Annotated in this window: 1 protein-coding gene; it reads right to left on the bottom strand. The window is 74.0% G+C overall.

Annotated elements, in window-relative coordinates; all coding sequences use genetic code 11:
* A partial coding sequence (locus AC13HU_RS38250) for a hypothetical protein (RefSeq protein ID WP_483046592.1) occupies positions 1-350 on the bottom strand: 350 nt, incomplete at its 3' end.
* Positions 351-412 lie beyond the last annotated feature (62 nt).

A 412-nucleotide genomic window follows, 5' to 3' on the forward strand; every position in this document is an offset into this window, starting at 1 on the left:
CGGTACAGCAACTCCAGTGCCGCGGCGCGCAGGTGGTGGGCACCGGCGACGATCACCAGGCGCGGACTCCGGTGGAGTTCGGCGGCGATCAGGTCCTCGGCGTCGCCCGGAACGCGGGGCACCGGCCGGTGCCGGTCCAGGCCCAGTTGCTCGAACAGGGCGCGGACCAGGGGGCCTCCGTCCTTGCCGCTGCCCGGTTGTAGCCGGACCCACACCACCTCTGGGCCGGTTGCGGCCGGATACGCCGCCAGTGCCTCCTCCGCGACCGCGGCGTCCGGACCGGTGAGCACCAGGAGAGTGCGGTGCTCGGTGATCTCGTGCAGAGCGGCCGTCAGATCCCCGGCGTGCATTGCGGACGCCGTCTCCTCGGTGTCCGGTGCCGACGGGACTGTGCCCGCGGCGGGTGCCGGGG

This window comes from Streptomyces sp. NH27 (genome assembly GCF_056859195.1).